This is a genomic window from Bacteroides sp. OF03-11BH, from assembly GCF_003604005.1.
Lineage (GTDB): Bacteria > Bacteroidota > Bacteroidia > Bacteroidales > Bacteroidaceae > Bacteroides > Bacteroides ovatus.
The window spans coordinates 73,869-96,984 of sequence record NZ_QTMW01000008.1 but is presented as its reverse complement, the minus strand read 5'-3'; the positions used below and the strand labels follow the sequence as shown (position 1 = coordinate 96,984).

The window sequence follows — 23,116 nt, the reverse complement described above, 5'->3', positions numbered from 1 at the left end:
TGAATGTCCGTTACCTACCGGGCGAGCATCAACAACCTACCAGACAAAAGTCGGTCATCTGCCGGACGAACAGTTCATGAGGGACACGGGAACAGAAACGGTACCGACGAAGTGATCCGAACCGACAACGGCAGCATCCAAAGCCATCTTCTCTGCCCAGTATTATTGCTGTTGTTTATAACAGAAATAATACTTTTACTTACTCTTCTTTACTCTTCTCTTCTCTACTCTACTGGTTTTCATTGGCTTTTCCCCCTTTACTGGTGGGCGTTTCAGCGCTTTGTACACCCCTCTCCGAACACCCTCATTTTTGTATCCTTTTGAACTAAATAACGTAAGCTTTTAGCGGAATAATCCCTCTCCCCCTATTTATCTGCTGCCTAATCCTATACGTGTAATCGCATCCCCAAATAAACCCCTATTAAATAAGGTATAAGCCAAATGCACCAAACTACAATGCTGAAACGATTAAAATGTCTCTTTTCTATAGGCGTTCCCTTCACATAGGTCCATATCGCCCATAACGCATGTACAAACATCAGAAGAATAGCAATTGCCCCTGTCACCGTATGCATTTCGTCATGCAGATGAGTCAGTTCGGCAATATGCTCCATCAGGCTTGTACCCACCGTATCAGCCAACAACCCGAGAAGAAAGAAAATGAGATGCCAAAACTTTAATTTCCTTTGAAGACGTTCTCCCCAAACACCTATCGTATAAAAAATAAGTGCAGATGAAATAACGCAAATTGCCGCTATTAAATAATGTATATCTACTTGATTCAGTTCCATAAATTTTCTTTTTCTAATAACAACAAAGCAAAGAATAGATAGTTCTCCCGGTCTCAATCTTTCACAAATGCAATCCCGACTTTACAAACGACAAAAAAACGTAAACAGATTTGTCACTTTTCACAAAAAAGTAATAAAAGGCGATTTGCAGAAACAAATAAATCGACTACCTTTGTGGGCGATTTAGAGAATCGTGACTACGTATTTTTAATTATATCACTTAAAAAAAGAGCTAATTATGACTTATTCACACGAAGTGGAACACATGTGTGTTGTAAAGAAGGGTCCTAACCATGGACCGGCTCCCATACCCGAAGAAGGCAAATGGGTAAAATCTAAAGAAATCGTTGATATTTCTGGTTTGACACACGGTATCGGTTGGTGCGCTCCTCAACAAGGTGCTTGTAAACTGACACTGAACGTTAAAGAAGGTATCATCCAGGAAGCCTTGATCGAGACAATCGGTTGCTCTGGTATGACTCACTCAGCTGCTATGGCTTCTGAAATCCTTCCGGGTAAAACAGTTCTTGAAGCATTAAACACTGACCTTGTTTGCGACGCTATCAATACTGCAATGCGCGAACTTTTCTTGCAAATCGTATACGGACGTACTCAATCGGCTTTCTCTGAAGGTGGTTTGATTATCGGTGCAGGTTTGGAAGACTTAGGTAAAGGTCTGCGTAGCCAGGTAGGTACTCTTTATGGTACTTTGGCTAAAGGTCCTCGTTACCTTGAAATGGCAGAAGGTTATATCAAGCAAATCTTCTTGGACAAGAACGACGAAATCTGCGGATACGAATTCGTACACATGGGTAAGTTCATGGACGAAATCAAGAAAGGTACTGATGCTAACGAAGCTTTGAAGAAAGTTACAGGTACTTATGGACGCGTAACAGCAGAACAGGGAGCAGTTAAATCTATTGATCCACGTCACGAATAATATAAGGAGGAAAGAAACTATGATTAGAGAAGTAAAATTCGAAAGCCAAGACCGTCGTATCAAAGGTATCATTGCAGCCTTGAACGCTAACGGCATCAAAGACATCGAAGAAGCTAACGCTATCTGCGAAGCTGCCGGACTTGATCCTTATAAAACGTGTGAAGAAACTCAGCCTATCTGCTTTGAAAATGCAAAATGGGCTTATGTAGTAGGTACTGCTATCGCTCTTAAGAAGAACTGCACAAACGCTGCTGAAGCTGCTGAAGCTATCGGTATCGGTTTGCAAGCATTCTGTATCCCGGGTTCTGTAGCTGACGACCGTAAGGTTGGTATCGGTCATGGTAACCTGGCTGCTATGTTGCTGCGCGAAGAAACTAAATGTTTCGCTTTCCTGGCAGGTCACGAATCTTTCGCTGCTGCTGAAGGTGCTATCAAAATCGCTGCAAAAGCAGACAAAGTACGTAAAGAACCGTTGCGTTGCATCCTGAACGGTCTTGGAAAAGACGCTGCTCAGATCATCTCTCGTATCAACGGCTTTACATACGTTCAGACTCAATTCGATTATTTCACAGGTGAACTGAAAGTTGTTCGCGAAATCGCTTACTCTGACGGTCCTCGTGCAAAAGTAAAATGTTATGGTGCTGACGACGTTCGCGAAGGTGTAGCTATCATGTGGAAAGAAGGTGTAGACGTATCTATCACAGGTAACTCTACTAACCCGACTCGTTTCCAACATCCAGTTGCAGGTACTTACAAGAAAGAACGTGTTCTTGCTGGCAAACCTTATTTCTCTGTTGCTTCTGGTGGCGGTACAGGTCGTACTCTTCACCCGGATAACATGGCTGCCGGTCCTGCTTCTTATGGTATGACGGATACGATGGGTCGTATGCACTCTGATGCACAGTTCGCTGGTTCTTCATCAGTTCCTGCTCACGTAGAAATGATGGGATTCCTAGGAATTGGTAACAACCCGATGGTAGGATGTACAGTAGCTTGTGCGGTTGATGTTGCTCAGGCTTTAGGTAAGTAATTCAGGTTACTTTATATAGATAAAGAACTCCTGTAATCTTAACGATTACAGGAGTTCTTTTTATTTGTAATAATTTGATATGGATAAATTTATTCAGAAATGTATTACTTCATATAAACCATATCATCTTTTCTTTCTCCTTTGTACCAATCAGTGTTTGATTTACATCCACTTTCAACCCACTTTGAATACCCTCCAGACACTATTTAAACTGGACAAATAGGTAGCTTTTAACTTGAATATACAAATATAAACCTGAAAGAGCAAATAATGTAGCTAATTCGAGAACTTTTGTATGACTTCACCTGTTTACATAACAGATACTAAAACATTATACAACAATGCTACTCACATTCTTAAATACACTTGCCACTATTATCAGTGTTATTAGTCTGCTAATTGTCACTTACGGAGTATTAGTCTGCTTCATCGCCTTTTTACGCAATGAAATAAAACGATTCAACGGAACATATACGGTTAACAATATACGGCAGTTGAGGGCGGATTTTGGCACTTACCTTTTGCTTGGATTGGAATTTCTAATTGCTTCCGACATACTAAAAACTGTGGTTGATCCAACATTGGACGAATTGGCAATCCTGGGTGGAGTGGTTGTAGTAAGAACTGTGCTTTCTGTATTTTTGAATAAAGAGATCAAAGAATTGGCCGAAAATGATTCAGCGAAAGAAATATAGCATATCGCCGCACAACTAAGTTTCTCCAAAGCCATATCTTTTTTATTGCCTGATATTTCTATTTTGCCTACCTTTGTACGGGAAACATTTACACACTGACTGGCAAGGAATAGAAACACGTCAAAAAAATGGGAATTACACATCTATCTATTGAGCTTACACTTGATCTGATTGCGTTAATTATAGGAATCATCCTTATTATACGTGCTAAAGACAATTATCCGAAATTATATTGGGGAATTATAGCAACCGGCATCGGCATTATGTTTTCATGGGAAAATATCGGATGGGTGACAATTGTCACAGACACTCCGGAATACAACTTCACAGAATTGCTCAACATAGAGAAAATGCTCAAATGGTATGCTTTAGCAAATATTGTAGCCCTGTTCCCTATCGCTTCTTTATCGCCGGGCTATCTGAACCATTTCAGGATATTTACTTTTCTGTTATTACCTATCATTACGATAACGGTAGGAATCAGTTATTTAGGTTTCAATGGGAATATCACCCCCATCCACTCCATAGATGAAATTATTCCGAATATCCATCAAATAGATGTCAAGCTTAGGGCTTGCATATTCCTTTTATCCGTTTTTACCCCGCTCGTTCTTCTTATTTATCCGATGATGAATAACAAGACCTACCGCAGGATAAATAATAACATGTATCTATTCATCGGTTTTCTATTCATATTTTTAGGGATATACATTTTGTTCACTCTAAATATCAATGAATTTGTTTTCAATCTGTTCGGCATTATGGCAATCATTTTTACGGTCTTATTCTCCATACAATATTTACGTTATGAGAATCCGTTCTCGAACCATATAAACATGATTCATAATGCAAAGAATACGGAAAGCACTATAATGCTACAAGCTGGAAAGCCATCTCCTACTCTCCCGCTCTTCTCAACGATTGAAGCCTATCTTCAGGAACAGCATCCCTATACCGATCAACGGTATAATATAGAACTTTTAGCCAAGTCCCTGAATAAACAGGAACATGATATTTCAGCAGCAATCAAAAGTCAGGGCTTTACAGGTTTCCGGGAATACATTAATTATCTTCGACTGGAATATTTCAGACAGTTAGCCGCCGAAAATCCAAAGAGTAATGTAAAAGAACTGATGTTTGCATGCGGTTTCACCTCCCGGGCAACTTTCTATCGTAACTTTTCAGAAAAGTATGGTGTATCACCCAGTAAATTCATTGAGAATCAAAGAGTAGAACAATAATTTCTTTTTTTAAAAGCACAATTCTTAATAGTAAAAAATGTCTCATTTCAGGAATGAGACATTTTTTATTTTTATAGCTAAAAGCAATCCGTTACTTTTGATGCAAAATAAAACTACGACGTTGGCATCATCAACAGATTAATCGAATACTAAGATAAATAGAATATGAATATTGACAATTGTAATCACACCAACACAGAAAAACATCAAGAAGAAAAGATCTTTTTATATACTACCATTACTGGAAACTTGCAACTAATCCATTTAGAACAGATTGGCTATTTCCGGTATAACTCCAAGAGTAAACTATGGGAAGCTGTATTAAATAATAATCATACCCTGGCACTCAAAAGAAATACAAACTCACAAAATATATTGAGTCTGCATCCCTATCTTATCCAGATTAGCCAGTCACACATTATCAATATAAGCTATCTGGTTTCGATTGAAGACAACAATTGCATATTGCTTCCTCCATTTAATGAGATGGAACTTTTACAAGTAAGCAAGTCTTTTATGAAAAAGCTAAAAGAAAAATATCCATGTATCTGATTGTATATAGATCATCTTTATGTTCTATGCAACGCCAAGCAGTTCCACTTCGAAGATCAATGTCGAGTAAGCAGGAATAGAATCAAAAGATTTGATACCGTATCCCATTGCATAAGGAATATAAATAATCCATTTATCACCAACATGCATTTTCTGAAGTGCCACCTGCCACCCTTCTATTACATCACTAAGACGTAAGGCATCGGGACAAGTACGCTCATAAGAATTATCAAACACCCGACCATCAATCAGACTTCCTTTGTAATGCACGGTAACAATACTCCGCGCACCCGGAGAAATCGTACTTTCGCCAGTTTCCAAAACTTTGTAATAGATTCCACACGGCAACGCGAAAACACCTTCCTGAAAAGACAGTTTTTTCAAAAATCGCCGATTGGCCTCTTTGTATTCTTTCTTTTTCCCCATAAATAAATTGATTAAGAACTTGCAAAAATAATCAGAATAACAAAGGATTTAGCATAAAAACTGTATATTTGTTTGTTGAACTATAAAAAACTTCTCACTATGGGACAAACAAAGACTACACGTAGCATCAGTGCTACCGGACTATTCTTACTTATCATGATGACTGTGGGCCTATATTCATGCACACGCACTCAAAAAGACATCATTCCTTCTGCCGATTATGCACCGTATGTAAATGCGTATACGGGAGGAGTCATCTCACAAAATTCGACCATACGTATAGAACTGACCCACGACCAACCCATGGTGGATATGAACAATGAGTTAAAAAACAACCCATTTAGTTTCTCACCTTCATTAAAAGGAAAAGCATATTGGGTTAGCAACAATACCATTGAATTTGTACCCGAAGAAGGAGCGCTGAAACCGGGAACACTTTACGAAGGAACTTTCCGACTCGGAGACTTCATCGAAGTGGACAAAAAGCTGAAAGAGTTCAACTTCTCATTCCGTGTACAGGAACGTAACTTCACCCTGCAACTGGAATCATTGCCGATTACAGCTACCCAACCGAATGAAATAAATATTAAAGGAGAGATACGTTTCAGCGACGTAGTGAAAAAGGAAGAGGTAGAAAAGATGCTGACTGCCAGTGACGGAAAAAAGAGTTATCCGGTGGAAGTCACCGCAACCGACAATCATACCCGGTATTTGTTTAGTATCAGACAAATCCCCAGAGAAGCTGATGATTACCCCTTGACTATCACAGCCAACGGCAACGCAGCCGGCATCGACCGTAAACAAAGCGAAGAAGTACTGATACCGGCGAAAGATTGTTTCCGTTTCATGTCTGCCGAACGCATCGACCAACCGGAAAATGGAATCGAGATTGTTTTCTCCGCTCCCTTATCCACTACTCAAGATTTAAAAGGACTGATTGAGATCCCGGAAATCTCCTCATCGATCTTCCAAATCAGTGAGAACAGAGTTTTTATCTATTTCGAAGCAAACACACAGAACAAACTGACGTTGAATATCCATGAAGGAGTCAAAGACAGTCAAGGTAAAGCGTTGGGAACTTCTCATACGATCTCATTCAGTGAAGTAAGTCTGAAGCCACAAGTGGAAATGTCTACTACCGCCGCTATCCTGCCCGATTCGAAAAGTCTGATTATTCCTTTCAGGGCTGTCAACCTATACGCTGTGGATTTGAGCGTGATCCGCATTTTCGAGAACAATGTATTAATGTTTATGCAAACCAATTCATTGGCCTCGGCCAATGAGCTACGCCGTTCGGGAAGACTGGTTTACAAGAAAACATTATGGCTTGCCAAAGATGCTTCCAAAGACATTCATCATTGGGGAGATTACTCGATAGACCTTGCCGGATTAATCCACCAGGAACCGGGTGCCATCTATCGTGTCATACTTTCATTTCGTCAGGAATACTCCGCTTATCCTTGTGGAGGAGGCGAGAATCAGGATATGAAATTCGCCGACAGCAGCACCTCCGACGGGCTGACCAAAGTAAGTGGAAGTGTTTTGTCCGAAGAAGATGAAGCAATCTGGAATACCCCCGAAGCCTACTATTATTACAATGGCGGAACAATGGACTGGAGTGTGTACCGATGGACGGAACGCGACAACCCCTGCCATCCGTCTTATTATATGGATTCAGACCGGGCAGCTGCCTGCAACGTTTTTGCTTCCAACCTGGGAATGATTGTAAAACGGAACTCACTGAATAAACTGTGGATTGCCGTTAGTAATATTTTGGATACAAAACCGATAGGGAAAGCACAGGTAACAGCGTATAATTTCCAGTTACAACCCATAGGGAAAGGAGAAACCAATGGAGAAGGATTCGTTGAAATCACTCCGAACGGTGTGCCTTTCATTATCGTGGCAGAATCGGACAAGCAAAAAGCGTACGTCCGCGTTGTGGACGGTGAAGAACAGTCCGTCAGCAGATTCGACGTGGGAGGAAAAGATATTCAAAAGGGACTGAAAGGATTTATATATGGCGAAAGAGGAGTATGGCGCCCGGGAGACACGCTGCACATTTCCTTTATATTGGAAGACCGCGAAAAGAGAATCCCCGACAAGCACCCCGTAGCACTGGAGATTTACAATCCGAGAGGACAGTTCTACACGAAAATGATTTCAACACAAGGAATGAACGGATTCTATACATTCGACGTTCCGACACAGACAACAGACCCGACCGGACTTTGGAATGCGTATATTAAGGTGGGAGGAACCACCTTCCACAAAGGTCTGCGTATCGAAACCATAAAGCCCAACCGCTTGAAAATAAATCTGGCATTGCCGAAGGTTCTTCAAGCCACGGACAAGGATTTCTATGCCCCACTCACTTCAACCTGGCTGACAGGAGCAACTGCCTCCAAACTGAAAGCCAAAGTAGAAATGTCTTTATCGAAAGTGAATACACAGTTCAAGAATTACGGACAATATATCTTTAACAATCCGGCTACGGATTTCACGACTATCAAAACCGATATATTTGATGGCACACTGGATGCAGAAGGAAAAGCAAGCGTCACGCTGAAAGTTCCGACCGCAACGGAAGCACCGGGTATGCTGAACGCCACCTTCACCACCCGCGTGTTCGAACCGGGAGGAGATGCCAGCATCTACACTCAAACAATTCCATTCTCACCATTCACCTCTTATGTCGGTATCAATCTGAACCAGCCAAAAGGCAAATATATTGAAACTGACAAAGATCATGTATTCGATATTGTAACTGTAAACACGCAGGGACAGTTAGTGAACAGTTCTAATCTGGAATACAAAATATACCGCATCGGCTGGAGTTGGTGGTGGGAAAACAGCGGTGAATCTTTCGGAACGTATATCAACAATAGTTCCATCACTCCTGTTGCCAGCGGCAATTTACAGACAAGAGGCGGAAAAGCATCTTTCAAATTCCGTATCGATTATCCGTCATGGGGACGCTACCTGGTTTACGTGAAAGATAAAGAGAGTGGACATGCCACCGGAGGTACAGTTTATGTTGACTGGCCGGAATGGCGGGGACGTTCGAGCAAGACTGATCCTAGCGGTATCAAAATGCTTGCTTTCTCGCTGAACAAAGATTCTTATGAAATAGGAGAAACAGCCACAGCAATCATTCCTGCAGCAGCGGGAGGACGTGCACTGGTATCCATAGAAAACGGTTCTACCGTATTACGACAAGAATGGATAGAGGTTTCCAACGGAGGAGATACGAAATATACATTCAAGATTACACCGGAGATGACTCCGAATGTATATCTGCATATCAGTCTGTTACAGCCTCACGCGCAAACAGTCAATGACCTGCCTATCCGTATGTACGGCGTTGTTCCGGTATTCGTGACTAACAGTCAGACGGTGTTGCAACCGCAGATACAGATGCCGGAAGTGTTACGCCCGGAAACCAACTTCAATGTGACCGTCAGCGAAAAAACCGGAAAACCGATGACTTATACATTAGCTATTGTAGACGACGGTTTGCTGGATCTTACCAATTTCAAGACCCCGGATCCATGGAATGATTTCTATTCACGCGAAGCACTCGGCATCCGGACATGGGATATGTATGATAATGTATTGGGAGCTTCCGCCGGAAGTTACAGTTCACTTTTCAGTACAGGTGGAGACGCGACATTGAAGCCTGCCGATGCAAAAGCAAACCGCTTCAAACCAGTAGTCAAGTTTATAGGTCCTTTCTATCTGGGAAAAGGTAAGAGCCAGACACATACGCTGAAACTTCCGATGTATGTAGGTTCGGTACGTGCCATGGTAGTTGCCGGACAAGAGGGAGCGTACGGCAATGCGGAAAAAACGGCTTTCGTACGGACTCCGTTAATGATGTTGTCCACCTTGCCCCGTGTGCTTAGTATTCAGGAAGAAATCACCGTTCCGGTAAATATCTTTGCGATGGAAAATCAAGTGAAGAATGTAACCGTATCACTTCAGGCGTCCGGTGGAGGAGTACAGATTGTAGGGGCCAATCAACAGTCGCTCAAATTTAGCCAACCGAGTGACCAGCTCGTGTTCTTTACCTTAAAAACAGGTAGTAAAACAGGAAAGGCTACCATCCATCTGACAGCCAATGGTGGCGGACAACAAACTAAAGAAACCATTGAAATAGAAGTACGCAACCCGAATCCGGTAGTAACCCTGCGCAACAGTCAATGGGTAGAAGCCGGACAAAGCAAAGAACTTTCATACAATCTAAGCAGTTCTTCTGCAAATAACCAGATAAAGCTGGAAGTATCACGCATACCTTCGGTTGATATCAGCCGCCGGTTCGACTTCTTATACAACTATCAGCATCATTGTACGGAACAGTTGACTTCCAAGGCTTTGCCTCTTCTGTTTGTCGGCCAATTCAAAACAATAGATAAGATAGAAGCCGAAAAGATAAAGACAAATGTACAGGAAGCTATCCGGCAGATTTATGGTCGTCAACTCCCCAATGGCGGATTTGTATATTGGCCGGGAAATGCTGTTGCCGACGAATGGATCAGTTCTTATGCAGGAATGTTCCTGACACTGGCACAAGAAAAAGGATACGCCGTTCATTCGAATGTACTGAACAAGTGGAAGCGTTTTCAACGTGCTGCCGCACAAAACTGGCGGATGCCGCAGGAGGCAAGCGGCTGGCAACAATGGCAGTCGGAATTGCAACAGGCTTTCCGCTTATATACGCTTGCATTGGCAGGAGTACCGGAATATGGGGCCATGAACCGGATGAAAGAACAGGCAGGATTATCCATTCAAGCTAAATGGAGACTGGCAGCAACCTATGCACTGACCGGAAAGATGAAACCAGCTGAAGAACTGGTGTATCATGCAGAAACAACAGTAAGCCCCTACTCTTCCATGAATCAGATTTACGGTTCCTCCGACCGTGATGAAGCTATGATTCTGGAAACACTGATCCTGATGAACCGGGAACGGGATGCTTTGCAGCAGGCAAAAGTCGTTTCAAAGAATCTGTCACAAGAGGAGTGGTTCAGTACACAATCCACCGCTTTTGCTCTTATGGCAATGGGACGCCTGGCTGAAAAGCTATCAGGCACACTGGATTTCGTATGGACATGGAACGACAAACAACAACCTGCCGTGAAATCGGCTAAAGCTGTGTTTGAAAAGGAAATCGCCACCACTCCCAAATCCGGTATGATTGCTGTGAAGAATCAAGGAAAAGGAGCGCTTAGCGTAGACCTTATCACACGCACACAGTTGTTGAACGATACATTACCGGCCATCAGCGACAATCTTCGCATGGATATAAGATATGCCAACCTGAACGGTACACCAATCTCTGTCAATGACATCATGCAGGGAACTGACTTTATGGCTATCACTTCCATATCCAATATTAGCGGAACTTCCGATTACACCAATCTGGCACTGACGCATATCATACCGTCCGGTTGGGAAATATACAACGAAAGAATGGTTGCCCCCGAAACGGAAAACGTAGCAGCCGATGGTTCCGGTAAATCCGTCAGCAAATATAATTATCTGGATATACGCGATGACAGGGTATTAACTTATTTCAATTTGCGTCGTGGTGAAACGAAAGTGTTCACTGTCAGACTACAAGCAACTTATGCAGGTAACTTTATTCTTCCTGCCGTTCAATGTGAAGCAATGTATGATGTAAACGTACAGGCACGCAGCAAAGCGGGAAGAACAACTGTCAGTCGATAAATTTCAGGCACGGATTACACGGTTCTACTCGTTAACCAAAAATGCGTAATCCGTGTAATCCGTGCCTAATTATTTGTCACAAAGATATGTGTCTCTTAGCTCTTAACATTTAAATGAATCCTATATATAAATTCTTCAAACGATTATCTGTTACTAAGAAAGTAATGACAATAAGCATTGCTCTTTTGATGATAGGATACATCTTTTGCCTTCCCCGGCAACTGTTTCATGTACCCTACTCCACCGTTGTGACTGATCGAAACGAAGAATTACTGGGAGCACGTATCGCTTCGGATGGTCAATGGCGGTTTCCTCCCCGAAAGACAACACCTGAAAAAATCAAGCAATGCCTTATTACCTTTGAAGATAAACACTTTTACCACCATTGGGGAGTTAATCCGCTATCTACCGGAAGAGCACTCTACCAGAATTTAAAGAATAAACGTGTTGTAAGCGGAGGCAGTACCCTTACCATGCAGACCATCCGTCTCGCCCGGAACAAACCCAGAACTATCGGAGAGAAAGTCATCGAAATGATCTGGGCTACCCGTTTGGAGTTTCGGACTTCCAAAGAGGAAATCTTATCCATGTATGTCTCTCATGCACCATTCGGAGGAAATGTAGTAGGACTGGATGCTGCTGCCTGGCGCTACTTCGGTCATTCTGCCGAAGATTTATCATGGGCGGAATCAGCCATGCTGGCCGTCCTGCCCAATGCCCCCGCCATGATTCATCTATCCAAAGGACGAAAAACACTACTTTCCAAACGCAACCGTTTATTAAAACAACTTTTTGAAGAAGAGATTATTGATGCGTCCACCTATGAATTGGCTATCAGCGAACCGTTACCCGACGAACCACATCCTCTTCCTCAAATAGCCCCCCACCTGGTTACCCGCTTTTATCAAGAAAGAAACGGATTATATACCCGCTCAACCATCGATAAAGGAATACAAACCCATATAGAGAGTTTGGCGGAACGGTGGAGCAATGAATTTAATCGAAGTGATATCCGTAACCTGGCTATCCTAATTATAGACATTCCCACCAATCAAGTGGTAGCATACTGCGGAAATGTACATTTCGACCGTAAGCAAGGGGGGAATCAAGTAGACGTGATTCAAGCTCCCAGAAGTACAGGCAGTATTTTAAAACCCTTTCTCTATGGTGCCATGCTACAGGAGGGAAGTCTATTACCGCAAATGCTGTTACCGGACGTACCCGTTAATATCAATGGCTTTACTCCACAAAACTTCAGCCTGCAGTTTGAAGGAGCCGTCCCCGCTTCCGAAGCTCTTGCCCGCTCATTGAATATCCCGGCTGTCACCATGTTACAAAGATATGGAGTACCCAAATTTCATCACATGCTGCAACAAATGGGGTTCAAGACTATCAACCGATCAGCCTCCCATTATGGATTATCACTCATTTTAGGAGGTGCCGAAGCTACTTTATGGGATGTGACGAATGCTTATGCACAAATGGGACGAAGCCTCTCCAACAGTCATTCCAACGACCTTCCCCAAGAAAAGGAAGTGCAGATACTACTGGGAACAGAAGAAAAGACTGTTTCGGAAAGAGATGGTTCAAGAAAAGTTACTTCAGGAAAGATCATTTCAAGAAAAACAACTTCGAGAAAGGATATATCAGAAGGAGTTATTTCAGAAGGAGTCATTTCGGCAGGAGCGGCCTGGCTCACCCTTTCCGCCTTAACAGAAGTCAACCGCCCTGAAGAAATTGACTGGAAATCAATCCCCTCGATGCAGACTATCGCATGGAAGACCGGAACGAGTTACGGATTCCGTGACGCCTGGGCCGTTGGCGTGACTCCCCGTTATGCAGTAGGCGTATGGGTAGGAAATGCAACCGGAGAAGGAAAACCCGGATTGGTCGGTGCACAGACAGCCGGTCCCGTATTATTCGATATATTCAATTATCTCCCATCTTCACCCTGGTTCGAACGTCCCACAGGAATTTTCGTTGATGCAGAAATATGCCGTCAATCCGGTCATCTGAAAGGACGTTTCTGTGAAGAAACCGACACTGTACTGATCCTTCCCGTCGGATTACGGACGGAGGCTTGTCCTTACCATCATCTCGTCACACTATCCGCCGACGAAAGCCACCGCATCTATGAAAACTGTGCAAATACGGAACCTACCATTCAGAAATCATGGTTTGCCCTGCCGCCCGTATGGGAATGGTACTATAAACAACACCATCCGGAATATAAACCGCTGCCACCTTTCAAAGCCGGCTGCGGAGAAGATTCTTTCCAACCCATGCAGTTCATCTATCCTCCGATGAACGCCCACATCAAGCTGCCCAAGCAACTGGATGGCAGCAAAGGCTTTATCACGGTGGAACTGGCACACAGCAATCCCAATGCCACTATCTTCTGGCATCTCGACGACACCTATCAGACACAGACACAGGATTTCCACAAAATTTCCCTGCAACCTGCTCCCGGCAAACATTCCCTGACGGCAGTAGACGGAGAAGGCAACACAGTTTCCACCACTTTCTTCATCGAATAAACATCTTATTTTATTATCTTTGCCGCATGAAACAGCCATTAAAAGAAAACGGGGGACTACCGGCATCTATCCTCTGGACACTTGCTATTGTGGCCGGTGTCTCGGTAGCCAACATCTATTATATTCAACCCCTATTAAATATGATACGCCATGAACTTGGCATATCAGAGTTCAGAACTAACCTGATTGCCATGGTCACGCAAATAGGCTATGCGGCAGGATTGTTGTTTATCACCCCTCTGGGAGATTTATATCAGCGTAAGAAAATCATCCTGGTCAACTTCACCGTTCTGATATTCTCCCTATTGACTATCGCCCTGACGCACAATTTTCATTTGATACTTATCGCTTCATTCCTCACGGGAGTTTGTTCGATGATTCCACAAATATTCATTCCGATAGCCGCCCAGTTCTCCCGTCCGGAAAATAAAGGCAGGAATGTAGGGATTGTCTTATCAGGACTATTGACCGGCATTCTGGCTTCACGTGTCGTCAGCGGATTTATCGGTGAACTGATTGGCTGGCGGGAAATGTATCACATCGCTGCAGGCATGATGTTTATCTGCGCAATCGTTGTATTAAAAGTCCTTCCTGACATTCAGACCAACTTTCAGGGAAAGTATAGCGGCCTGATGAAATCTCTGTTAGCCTTAGTGAAAGAATACCCGCAACTGCGCATTTATTCGATCCGGGCGGCACTGAATTTCGGTTCCCTCCTCGCCATGTGGTCCTGTCTGGCTTTTAAAATGGGACAAGCCCCGTTCTTCGCCAACAGCGACGTAATCGGTATGCTGGGACTTTGCGGAGTGGCCGGAGCATTGACCGCTTCTTTCGTAGGAAGATACGTAAAGCAAGTAGGTGTACGCCGCTTTAACTTTATCGGTTGCGGATTGATTCTCTTTGCCTGGTTACTGTTCTTCATCGGTGAAAACACTTTTATTGGTATCATTGCCGGAATCATCATCATTGACATAGGGATGCAATGCATCCAACTTAGCAACCAAACAAGTATCTTCGAACTAGACCCGCGCGCTTCGAACCGTATCAATACAGTTTTCATGACTACTTACTTTATTGGCGGTTCAATGGGAACATTTCTGGCGGGCAGCTTTTGGCAACTGTATGGTTGGCACGGAGTTATCGGTACCGGAGTCGTTTTAACCGGAATTTCTTTATTAATTACGACTTTCTACAAGAAGTGAGTCAACAAAACAGACGGTCAAACCGTTTATTACAATAAAAAAGCCAATGAAATACGGAGTTAACAGACAAATCTTACTTATCACAGCCGGCACCGTCTGGATTATAGCCGGTGCGAATATTCTGCGAATAGGAATTGTAACCTGGTTAAACACCTCCCAAGATTGGATGTTCAAAATAGGAGAAGCCACCGTCGTTTTCTTGTTATTCTTCGTTCTGGTGTTCAGAAGACTTTATTATAAACATACCCAACGAATCGAACAAAAGAAAGAACACAAAAATTGCCCGTTCTCCTTTTTCGATGTGAAAAGCTGGATTACAATGATCTTCATGATTTCTCTGGGAATTACTATACGTAGCTTCCATCTTCTGCCCGAAACGTTCATTTCTGTTTTCTATACCGGATTATCCATTGCCCTCATCCTGACAGGGGTACTTTTCATCCGTTACTGGTGGATAAGGCGTAAGACTTTCGCTAATTAAGCCGGTCTTATACATATTCCAATCAAATACAAACTTATAATAATTTTTATTGCCTGACGTTTTGAAGCAAAAGATTTCATTCTTTTTTGTTGTATCTTTGCGCGGCTATAAACAAAACAGTAGCCGAAAAACAAATAAAAGGTTATAAGAATCAACATGAAGAAAGCCCCCTCTCCCTTTGTATCATTGATGCCGATCATTGTACTGGTGTTATTATTGTTTGCCACTATCCGCACATTTGGCAGTGATGCCCTAAGCGGCGGAAGCCAAGTGTCACTACTCACCACTACAGCTATTTGTATCCTTATCGGTATGGTGTTTTATAAAATTCCCTGGAAAGATTACGAGCTTGCCATAACCAACAATATTGCCGGAGTGGCAACAGCCATTATTATTCTATTAATTATCGGTGCATTGAGTGGGATTTGGATGATTAGTGGAGTAGTGCCTACGCTAATCTATTATGGGATGCAAATTATCCATCCCAGTTTCTTCCTGGCATCTACCTGCATCATCTGCGCATTGATTTCTGTTATGACCGGAAGTTCGTGGACTACCATTGCTACCATCGGTATCGCCCTGATGGGTATCGGAAAAGCACAAGGTTTCGAAGACGGCTGGATTGCCGGAGCCATTATTTCGGGGGCATACTTCGGAGATAAAATATCTCCTTTATCCGAAACCACCATCCTGGCTTCTTCCATCACAGATACTCCCCTGTTTCGTCACATCCGTTACATGATGATTACTACGGTTCCATCTCTTGTCATTACGCTAATTATTTTCACTGTAGCAGGATTCTCTCATGATGCCAACAATACACAACACATCGCAGAAGTGGCAACAGCTCTGAATGAAAAGTTTCATATCACTCCGTGGCTGCTGATAGTTCCCGTAGCAACCGGGATATTGATAGCGAAGAAAGTGCCGTCTATCGTTACGCTGTTCCTGTCTACCCTGCTGGCTGCTGTTTTTGCTTTGATCTTTCAGCCGGATTTGTTGGAAGAAATTTCAGGAATTGCCGCTTCCGGATTCGATTCACTGTTTAAAGGACTAATGATGACTATCTACGGAGAGACAAATTTACACACGGATAATGCCGTTCTGACAGATTTAATTGCCACACGTGGCATGTCAGGAATGATGAATACGATTTGGTTGATACTATGTGCCATGTGTTTCAGCGGAGCAATGACAGCAAGCGGCATGGTGGGAAGTATCACTTCCATCTTTGTGCGCTTTATGAAGAAAACAGTCAGCGTGGTCAGTGCGACGGTTTGTTCCGGTCTGTTTCTTAATCTGACCACTGCCGATCAATATATCAGTATTATTCTGACGGGAAATATGTTTCGCGATATTTATGCCAAGAAAGGGTATGAAAGTTGCTTACTAAGCCGTACCACGGAAGATGCAGTAACCGTTACATCCGTATTGATCCCGTGGAACAGCTGTGGAATGACTCAAGCCACTATCTTGAGTGTACCCACACTTGTGTATCTCCCTTATTGTTTTTCAACATTATCAGTCCTTTAATGAGTATCACCGTGGCAGCCATCGGATATAAAATTGCAAGACGTTCGTGAACAATCTGGCATGCTCTTTGTTTTTGCAATAAACGAACAACGTATTAAACCTAAACAAAAAAAAGTTATGAAAAAGTTTATTGCATTAGTAGCATTAGTATTAGTGAGTGCAAGTACAATGATGTATGCACAAGAAAGTAACGCAGCAGCACGCCGCGCAGAAAGAAAAGCTCAAAGAGATGCAGAGAGAGCGAAACTCCGTGCCGAAGAAGAGGTGCAGGACATGGCAGCCTATCAACAAGCTGTACAGGCTTTGAAAAACAAGCAATTTGTATTGGAAGCTAATCAGGTTGTCTTCCGCAACGGTATGAGTGCTTTTGTTACTTCAAATACCAACTTCGTCCTGATGAACGGCAACAGAGCTACCGTACAGACTGCTTTCAACACTCCTTACCCAGGTCCTAACGGAATCGGTGGTGTTACAGTAGATGGTAATTCTTCGGATATGAAGATGAATATCGACAAAAAAGGAAATGTGAACTGTTCATTCAGTGTTCAGGGTATCGGCATCTCCGCTCAAGTATTTATTAATATGAGCAGTGGAAACAATACAGCTTCGGTTAGTATCAGCCCGAACTTCAGCAACAACAACCTGACATTGAACGGAAATATCGTTCCGCTTGACCAGTCAAATATCTTCAAGGGACGTTCCTGGTAATCCGGATACAAGAATCTTATCATAACTCCGCTACAAATCGCGCAAAATGCGTACATTTGTAGCGGAGTTTTTTTATTCAGTATGGCTTATGAGAGAATTTATCATTGCAGACAATCAGGATATCAGTAAGGCAGGAATGATGTTCCTGTTGAGTAAACAAAAGGAGGTATCCCTCCTTTTAGAAGCTGACAACAAGGCTGAACTGATTCAGCAGCTACGATTGTATCCGCAAGCAGTGATTATCCTGGATTACACCTTGTTCAATTTTGCGGGGGCAGATGAATTGATTGTCCTACAGGAAAGATTCAAGGAAGCCGACTGGATTCTATTCTCTGACGAACTAAGCCTGAACTTTCTCCGCCAAGTATTATTCAGCAGCATGGCTTTCGGGGTAGTGATGAAAGATAACTCAAAAGAAGAAATCATGACTGCCATTCAATGCGCCACCCGCAAACAAAGGTATATTTGCAATCATGTCAGCAATCTGCTGCTTTCGGGAACTTCTTCTCCGCTGGCAGCGTCAAGCATGGACGACCATTTGCTGACACAGACAGAAAAGAATATCCTAAAAGAAATTGCATTAGGGAAAACAACGAAAGAGATTGCAGCAGAGAAAAATCTTAGTTTCCATACGATCAACAGCCATCGTAAGAATATCTTTCGCAAATTGGGGGTGAATAATGTGCACGAGGCTACTAAATATGCGATGAGGGCAGGGATTGTGGATTTAGCCGAATACTATATCTGACACCGCTATTCACTAACCTCTACCCCTCTAAGGGAACTATTTAACAGATGATTTCTCCGCTTCCCACACAAACTTTCGCCTCTTCATCATAAATCACCCCAAACTGTCCCGGAGCAATGCCTTGCAGCTTTTCAGAGGACAAAATGTGGAATTGCTTCTCCCCTTCCTGTATCAGTTTTCCTTTGGTAAAGTCGGGAGTGTGACGAATCTTGAAAGTGATGTCTATCTCCTTCTCCTGTCCTTTCCAGGGATTATCAGTAATGAAATGGAAATCATGCATCCGGAATTCATTGCCGTACTGTGTTTCCACACCGTAACCGCGGGACACATAAATTGTATTTTCTTCAATATCCTTCTTGACTACGAACCAGGGTCCACCACTCAATCCAAGCCCTTTGCGCTGGCCGATTGTATGAAACCAATAACCGCGATGTGTACCCAATTTCTTTCCGGTTTCCAATTCAATAATCGCCCCTTCCTTTTCTCCTAAAAAACGACGAACAAAATCATTGTAGTTTATCTTCCCAAGAAAACAGATACCCTGACTATCTTTCCTTCTGGCACTCGGCAATCCGGCTTTATTGGCAATCTCACGTACTTCTTGTTTCATCAAACCTCCAATGGGAAACATGAGTTTGGAAACTTGCAGGTAATCAATCTGTGCGAGAAAGTCCGTCTGGTCTTTCACAGGGTCTTTCGCTGTGCCCAACCAAGTTTTACCGTTGCGTTGCAAGGTGGTGGCATAATGACCGGTTGCCGTAAAGTCGAAGTCTTTCCCAACACGCTGTTCAAAGCAACCGAATTTGATAAGCTTATTACACATCACATCCGGATTAGGCGTCAGTCCCTGCCGGATTTTATCAATGGCATAGGCCGCTACATTCTCCCAATACTCCTGATGCAAATCCACTACCTCCAAAGACAGACCGTACTTACGTGCCGTAGCAGTAGATAATTCAATATCTTCCTCTGCCGAACAGTCCATATATTCCGCTCCGTCCATGCCTATCTTAATATAAAAAAGAGTGGGCTTATATCCTTGCTCACAAAGGAGATGTACAACAACCGAACTGTCGACACCTCCTGATAATAATGCAGCTATATCCATGAATAATGATTCGTCTATTAATAACGTTCTATATGTAAGCTAATACCTATTAAAAAATTCTATGCTACAAAGATAAGGCAAGAATCTCTAACAGCCAATCACATATTGAAGGCATTTTTATACCATAAATGTGGTAGATAAGCAAAGTATTTCCTACATTTGCACAGTAAAAAGCTTTTTATGATGACGAAATTAAGAAAGATAATCCTCATACCTGCCCTGATCCTCGTATCTATCAGTGGTTTCTTCTCCTGTGGCGTCGACCGCTGGCCGGAGTATGCCCATCAAACTGCACTGGATACATGGATGTACGACATCATGCAACAGAACTATCTGTGGTATCAAGATCTACCTTCCTACGATGATGTGAATCTGTTTTTGGAACCTGCCTCGTTCTTGTCTAAAGTGAAATCGAAAAGCGACAGTTACTCGTTTGTAGATTCTGTGATGGAAACTCCATTGCCTAGTTATGGATTTGATTACTCGCTGGTCCGGAATCCGGATATTGATACTGCCTATAATGCACTGATTACTTATGTTATTCCAGGTTCACCGGCGGCTCAAGCAGGCTTGGAACGTGGTAAATGGATTGTGAAAGTAGACACTTCATATATCAGTAAGAAATATGAAACAAAATTACTGCAAGGTACAGAGCCATTAGAAGTTACTCTTGGAGTATATCAGAAGATAGAACCGGAAGACCCTCCTGCAGAAGAGGAAGAAGATGATATCTATCGGGTAGTGCCAGTAGGTGATCCGGTAAAGATCGGTGCAGCTGTATCATTAGTAGACAATCCGGTACATTACAAGACAATACTCCCGTATAAAGATGGTGAAGTAGGATATTTAATGTATAATAGCTTTATAGCAGGCACCAAAGATGATACGGAAAAATACAACAATGAACTACGTGCCTGGTCGGAGGAACTTGCTCAAAAGAATATCCATAAAGTGATACTTGACCTACGTTATAATAAAGGAGGAAGCATTGACTGTGTACAGTTATTAAGTGCAATTCTTGTACCGTCTTTTTATCTGGGAGAGACGATGGCGTTTCTTGAATACAACAACAAGAATACGGTCAAGGATGCAACCTTGACATTTGACTCCGAACTATTAGCTCCCTCCGGTAAGAATCTTGATTTAAGCACTCTTATTGTACTCATCAGTGGCGAAACTGCAGGAGCACCAGAAATGTTAATGCATTGTTTGAACGAAAAAGTTAAGCAACTGGTTGCTATCGGTAGTTCAACTAAAGGACAAAATGTAGCTACAGAACAATTCGTCAATGAAGAGTTTCTATGGTCTATCAATCCCGTCGTATGTACAATATACAATTCAGAGCATACCACTTATTCGGGATTTAAAGCAACTTACTCCGTTAACGCTTCAACCGATTATTTGAATTTCTTACCTTTTGGCGATCCAAACGAAACACTATTAAGCGTGGCACTCGGTTTTTTGAATGGTACTTATCCCCCTAAAGATGATACGGAAACAACTCAAAATGCACAACGTTTAAAGATAGAGAAAAGTGTAAATAGTCCTTCAAGCCGGGTATTCACAGGAGGAAACGGATTAAGAATCAAGTAAAACAATAAGGAATTGCCATTGGGGTAATGGATTGTTGGTAAATACACGATCAGAAAATCCTGTGATATAAATTCAGTATAGATACTTATATAAAGGAACGAAATGATTCTCCTATAATCGGATTGTTTCGTTCCTTTTGTCAATAGCAGATTTACGCATCATTAACAAAAGAATCCCATTATTCCACCTTTTCAAAACAGACCGTCTGATTCTACTAAACAAAGCGTCGGTTTACATCTAACAAAGCATCGGTTTACACTTAACAGAGCGTATGATTTACCCTGATAAAACACCTGATTTACCGTCCCCCAGCAGCTAAAGAGTCTTTAGACCCGGGCTTACAACCGCTACAAGCCGGGGTGAGATTCTCCGTCACCGCAGCATACAACAAAAAAGGAGAAAGCTTCCGCTCCCTCCTTCTATCGTAGTTTAACCTCAATCTATTTTATGATTCTGTACCAAAGATACAACATTGAAAAGCCAAAGTCAAGTATTCCCGGTTTTATTTCTTGAAAAACTTATCAAAGAACAGAATCTGATAATCAATGGAGTTATTCCAATACTGCCCTGTATGTCCTCCCGGACGGGTAATAAAATCATGATCGATCTTTTTTTCTAACAGGCGGTTATGCAAATCCTTGTTCACATTCAAAAAGAAATCTCCTTCTCCACAATCGACAATGATAGCCAAATCGCCATTCTCTATCTTATCAATCTGATTGATAACGGTATGATTATCCCATACTTCCTTGTTAGATTCATATTCTCCCAACTGCTTGGACATGTCCCAGTTTTTCGGGAACGGGCGAATATCCATCCCTCCGCTTGTACTTCCACTGGCACCAAATGTATCTTTATGACGGATTGCATTCCACATCGCTCCGTGTCCACCCATACTTAATCCGGTGATGGCACGTCCTTTTCTGTCGGCAATCGTCTTGTAATGTTCGTCGATATACTTCACCAGTTCCGATGAAATAAAAGTTTCATAACGATAAGACGGATTGAGCGGACTATCCCAGTACCAGCTATTCTTTCCGTCCGGACAAACGAATATAATTCCTTTTTCGTCCGCAATTTGAGGAAGATTCGGTTTAATTCCAATCCATGTTTTAGCATTTCCACCGTAACCGTGCAACAAATAAATGGCGGGACAAACTACTGCTTTCTTCCCCAGCGCAGCATCCGGCGTTACCACCACCACTTGCACATCCTTATTCATGGAAGGACTTTTAATTAATAAAGTATCTACTTTGGCAGCAAACGAAGGAGCCACCCATACTAAAAGAAGAGCAATTAATAGAAGTTTTTTCTTTTTCATTGTGTGTTATATAGTTAGATATAGTTATTCCTCTGCTACTGCGGAAGGATCAAATTTAGAAACCGGCATTTCAAAGGTTTTATGACATTGCTTACAAATATAATTCCAGTGGTTGTCTCCCGGAGGAGTGACCATCAATGCAGAAATGATAGCGGCACCCAAAGCGCGCCACCGCTTTCCTTTTCTTAGAACCAACTGAATGTCCGATGAACCGCAATACGGACAAAGCGTCAACTCTTCCGGCCAACTATCGTTATCCCTCAACACTTGGACAGCATTTTCATAGTCCTCATCCGCCACCAATATATCCACTCCTGCTATATTGCTCACACAACTCTTATACAAAGTAGAGAAATTCTCATTGTGCAGAATAGACTCAATGCCTTCATTCTCCAACGCTCCCTGAAGGATATGTGCCTTCATCGCATCATTACAAGTTATCAATTTTACAGTCTTCATAAGGAATCTGTTTTAATATGT

At 42.5% G+C, this 23,116-nt stretch carries 17 protein-coding genes and 1 pseudogene; 13 read left to right on the top strand and 5 right to left on the bottom strand.

Annotation, left to right across the window (positions count from 1 at the left end; genetic code table 11):
* Positions 1 to 386: 386 nt before the first annotated feature.
* Positions 387 to 791, bottom strand: a complete 405-nt coding sequence (locus tag DXA54_RS08185; RefSeq protein WP_004296941.1) for an HsmA family protein — start codon at positions 789 to 791, stop codon at positions 387 to 389.
* 238 nt (positions 792 to 1,029) lie between these two features.
* On the opposite strand from DXA54_RS08185, the gene DXA54_RS08180 reads away from it, so the two are divergent.
* The 5 genes from DXA54_RS08180 (at position 1,030) to DXA54_RS08160 (ending at position 5,249) form a co-directional block, all read left to right on the top strand.
* Positions 1,030 to 1,731: an iron-sulfur cluster assembly scaffold protein gene (locus DXA54_RS08180; protein WP_004296942.1), complete on the top strand. Its 702-nt coding sequence runs from the start codon at positions 1,030 to 1,032 to the stop codon at positions 1,729 to 1,731.
* Between the two features lie 19 nt (positions 1,732 to 1,750).
* Positions 1,751 to 2,761 carry a GGGtGRT protein gene (locus DXA54_RS08175; RefSeq protein WP_008648383.1) on the top strand — a complete coding sequence of 337 codons (1,011 nt, stop codon included), beginning with the start codon at positions 1,751 to 1,753 and terminating at the stop codon, positions 2,759 to 2,761.
* A gap of 341 nt (positions 2,762 to 3,102) precedes the next feature.
* Complete coding sequence (locus tag DXA54_RS08170; RefSeq protein ID WP_004296944.1) at positions 3,103 to 3,456, top strand: DUF1622 domain-containing protein; 354 nt, start codon at positions 3,103 to 3,105, stop codon at positions 3,454 to 3,456.
* Positions 3,457 to 3,584: 128 nt separating this feature from the next.
* On the top strand, positions 3,585 to 4,697 hold the full coding sequence (locus tag DXA54_RS08165) for an AraC family transcriptional regulator (RefSeq protein ID WP_120079193.1): 1,113 nt from the start codon (positions 3,585 to 3,587) through the stop codon (positions 4,695 to 4,697).
* A gap of 165 nt (positions 4,698 to 4,862) precedes the next feature.
* Positions 4,863 to 5,249, top strand: a complete 387-nt coding sequence (locus DXA54_RS08160; protein WP_120079191.1) for a LytTR family transcriptional regulator DNA-binding domain-containing protein — start codon at positions 4,863 to 4,865, stop codon at positions 5,247 to 5,249.
* Positions 5,250 to 5,273: 24 nt separating this feature from the next.
* On the opposite strand, the gene DXA54_RS08155 is transcribed toward DXA54_RS08160, so the two are convergent.
* A complete protein-coding gene (locus tag DXA54_RS08155; RefSeq protein WP_009000886.1) occupies positions 5,274 to 5,675 on the bottom strand; it encodes an FKBP-type peptidyl-prolyl cis-trans isomerase in 402 nt (133 codons plus the stop codon).
* A 99-nt stretch (positions 5,676 to 5,774) separates the two neighbouring features.
* Between DXA54_RS08155 and DXA54_RS08150 the strand changes: the two genes are divergently transcribed.
* The 7 genes and pseudogenes from DXA54_RS08150 (at position 5,775) to DXA54_RS08120 (ending at position 18,614) form a co-directional block, all read left to right on the top strand.
* Positions 5,775 to 11,405, top strand: coding sequence for an alpha-2-macroglobulin family protein (locus DXA54_RS08150; RefSeq protein ID WP_120079189.1), 5,631 nt, complete (start codon positions 5,775 to 5,777; stop codon positions 11,403 to 11,405).
* 113 nt (positions 11,406 to 11,518) lie between these two features.
* Positions 11,519 to 13,942: a penicillin-binding protein 1C gene (gene pbpC, locus DXA54_RS08145; protein WP_117513160.1), complete on the top strand. Its 2,424-nt coding sequence runs from the start codon at positions 11,519 to 11,521 to the stop codon at positions 13,940 to 13,942.
* Positions 13,943 to 13,968: 26 nt separating this feature from the next.
* A complete protein-coding gene (locus DXA54_RS08140; protein WP_004305938.1) occupies positions 13,969 to 15,144 on the top strand; it encodes an MFS transporter in 1,176 nt (391 codons plus the stop codon).
* A gap of 46 nt (positions 15,145 to 15,190) precedes the next feature.
* Complete coding sequence (locus tag DXA54_RS08135) at positions 15,191 to 15,625, top strand: hypothetical protein (protein ID WP_004305936.1); 435 nt, start codon at positions 15,191 to 15,193, stop codon at positions 15,623 to 15,625.
* A gap of 156 nt (positions 15,626 to 15,781) precedes the next feature.
* A pseudogene (locus DXA54_RS08130) lies at positions 15,782 to 17,208 on the top strand (Na+/H+ antiporter NhaC family protein).
* A gap of 67 nt (positions 17,209 to 17,275) precedes the next feature.
* Positions 17,276 to 17,866 (top strand): DUF4251 domain-containing protein, encoded by a 591-nt coding sequence (locus DXA54_RS08125; protein ID WP_004305931.1) that lies wholly within the window; start codon positions 17,276 to 17,278, stop codon positions 17,864 to 17,866.
* An 88-nt stretch (positions 17,867 to 17,954) separates the two neighbouring features.
* Positions 17,955 to 18,614 (top strand): LuxR C-terminal-related transcriptional regulator, encoded by a 660-nt coding sequence (locus DXA54_RS08120; protein ID WP_004319560.1) that lies wholly within the window; start codon positions 17,955 to 17,957, stop codon positions 18,612 to 18,614.
* Between the two features lie 40 nt (positions 18,615 to 18,654).
* On the opposite strand, the gene mnmA is transcribed toward DXA54_RS08120, so the two are convergent.
* Complete coding sequence (mnmA, locus tag DXA54_RS08115) at positions 18,655 to 19,722, bottom strand: tRNA 2-thiouridine(34) synthase MnmA (protein ID WP_004305927.1); 1,068 nt, start codon at positions 19,720 to 19,722, stop codon at positions 18,655 to 18,657.
* A 180-nt stretch (positions 19,723 to 19,902) separates the two neighbouring features.
* Between mnmA and DXA54_RS08110 the strand changes: the two genes are divergently transcribed.
* A complete protein-coding gene (locus DXA54_RS08110; protein WP_120079187.1) occupies positions 19,903 to 21,315 on the top strand; it encodes a S41 family peptidase in 1,413 nt (470 codons plus the stop codon).
* Between the two features lie 502 nt (positions 21,316 to 21,817).
* On the opposite strand, the gene DXA54_RS08105 is transcribed toward DXA54_RS08110, so the two are convergent.
* Both DXA54_RS08105 and DXA54_RS08100 read right to left on the bottom strand, forming a co-directional pair.
* Positions 21,818 to 22,636: an alpha/beta hydrolase gene (locus DXA54_RS08105; protein ID WP_074556377.1), complete on the bottom strand. Its 819-nt coding sequence runs from the start codon at positions 22,634 to 22,636 to the stop codon at positions 21,818 to 21,820.
* A 24-nt stretch (positions 22,637 to 22,660) separates the two neighbouring features.
* Positions 22,661 to 23,095: a DUF2007 domain-containing protein gene (locus DXA54_RS08100; protein ID WP_120079185.1), complete on the bottom strand. Its 435-nt coding sequence runs from the start codon at positions 23,093 to 23,095 to the stop codon at positions 22,661 to 22,663.
* Positions 23,096 to 23,116: the final 21 nt, after the last annotated feature.

Bases quoted from the DNA above. Each gene is read 5' to 3' on its own strand.
- DXA54_RS08135 (WP_004305936.1), top strand. From the start codon at position 15,191: ATGAAATACGGAGTTAACAGACAAATCTTACTTATCACAGCCGGCACC.
- DXA54_RS08155 (WP_009000886.1), bottom strand. From the start codon at position 5,675: ATGGGGAAAAAGAAAGAATACAAAGAGGCCAATCGGCGATTTTTGAAA.
- DXA54_RS08185 (WP_004296941.1), bottom strand. From the start codon at position 791: ATGGAACTGAATCAAGTAGATATACATTATTTAATAGCGGCAATTTGC.
- DXA54_RS08105 (WP_074556377.1), bottom strand. From the start codon at position 22,636: ATGAAAAAGAAAAAACTTCTATTAATTGCTCTTCTTTTAGTATGGGTG.
- DXA54_RS08175 (WP_008648383.1), top strand. From the start codon at position 1,751: ATGATTAGAGAAGTAAAATTCGAAAGCCAAGACCGTCGTATCAAAGGT.
- DXA54_RS08170 (WP_004296944.1), top strand. From the start codon at position 3,103: ATGCTACTCACATTCTTAAATACACTTGCCACTATTATCAGTGTTATT.
- DXA54_RS08150 (WP_120079189.1), top strand. From the start codon at position 5,775: ATGGGACAAACAAAGACTACACGTAGCATCAGTGCTACCGGACTATTC.
- DXA54_RS08165 (WP_120079193.1), top strand. From the start codon at position 3,585: ATGGGAATTACACATCTATCTATTGAGCTTACACTTGATCTGATTGCG.
- pbpC (WP_117513160.1), top strand. From the start codon at position 11,519: ATGAATCCTATATATAAATTCTTCAAACGATTATCTGTTACTAAGAAA.
- DXA54_RS08120 (WP_004319560.1), top strand. From the start codon at position 17,955: ATGAGAGAATTTATCATTGCAGACAATCAGGATATCAGTAAGGCAGGA.
- DXA54_RS08140 (WP_004305938.1), top strand. From the start codon at position 13,969: ATGAAACAGCCATTAAAAGAAAACGGGGGACTACCGGCATCTATCCTC.
- mnmA (WP_004305927.1), bottom strand. From the start codon at position 19,722: ATGGATATAGCTGCATTATTATCAGGAGGTGTCGACAGTTCGGTTGTT.
- DXA54_RS08110 (WP_120079187.1), top strand. From the start codon at position 19,903: ATGATGACGAAATTAAGAAAGATAATCCTCATACCTGCCCTGATCCTC.
- DXA54_RS08125 (WP_004305931.1), top strand. From the start codon at position 17,276: ATGAAAAAGTTTATTGCATTAGTAGCATTAGTATTAGTGAGTGCAAGT.
- DXA54_RS08100 (WP_120079185.1), bottom strand. From the start codon at position 23,095: ATGAAGACTGTAAAATTGATAACTTGTAATGATGCGATGAAGGCACAT.
- DXA54_RS08180 (WP_004296942.1), top strand. From the start codon at position 1,030: ATGACTTATTCACACGAAGTGGAACACATGTGTGTTGTAAAGAAGGGT.
- DXA54_RS08160 (WP_120079191.1), top strand. From the start codon at position 4,863: ATGAATATTGACAATTGTAATCACACCAACACAGAAAAACATCAAGAA.